Origin of the sequence: Bradyrhizobium sp. (genome assembly GCF_016462955.1) — a bacterium.
Lineage (GTDB): Bacteria > Pseudomonadota > Alphaproteobacteria > Rhizobiales > Xanthobacteraceae > Bradyrhizobium.
Map to the genome: position 1 here is coordinate 4,873 of NZ_JAEMSD010000460.1, position 617 is coordinate 5,489.

Consider the following 617-nt stretch of genomic DNA (forward strand, 5'->3'; position numbering starts at 1 on the left):
CCGACAGACTGGACGAGAAGCAGTTATACGACTTCGGCATCTATCGGATCCGACAGCAGCTGGCACCGGTTCCCGGCGTAACGTTGCCGACGCCCGCGGGCGGCAAGTATCGCCAGATCATGGTCGATATCGATCCGAACAAGCTTTTGTCGCGCGGATTAACGCCGCTCGACATCGTCAATGCCGTGAACACCCAGAACCTGACGTTGCCGACCGGAACGGCGAAGATCGGCAATACCCAGTATGCCGTCCTGACCAACGCGACGCCTGCCTCGATCAAGGATCTCAACATGATCCCGGTCAAGTTCGCAAATGGCGCCACCATTCTGCTGAAGGATGTTGCGCAGGTTCGCGACGGATCCCAGATCCAGCAGAACATCGTCCGCGAAGACGGCCATCGCGCGGTTCTGCTCAGCGTGATCAAGAATGGCAATGCCTCGACGCTCGCCGTTGTCGATGGCGTCAAGCGCGCGTTGCAATCGATTCGCGCGTCTGCGCCGGCCGGATTGAAGATCAGGGAACTGTTCGATCAGTCGGTCTTCGTCACGCATTCGGTGAACGGCGTGCTCCGCGAAGGCGCGATCGCCGCCGGCCTTACGGCGCTGATGATCCTGATG

Annotated in this window: 1 pseudogene; it reads left to right on the top strand. The window is 60.0% G+C overall.

The features are described 5' to 3' along the window. A pseudogene (locus JHD07_RS31630) lies at positions 1-617 on the top strand (efflux RND transporter permease subunit); the annotation flags it as partial.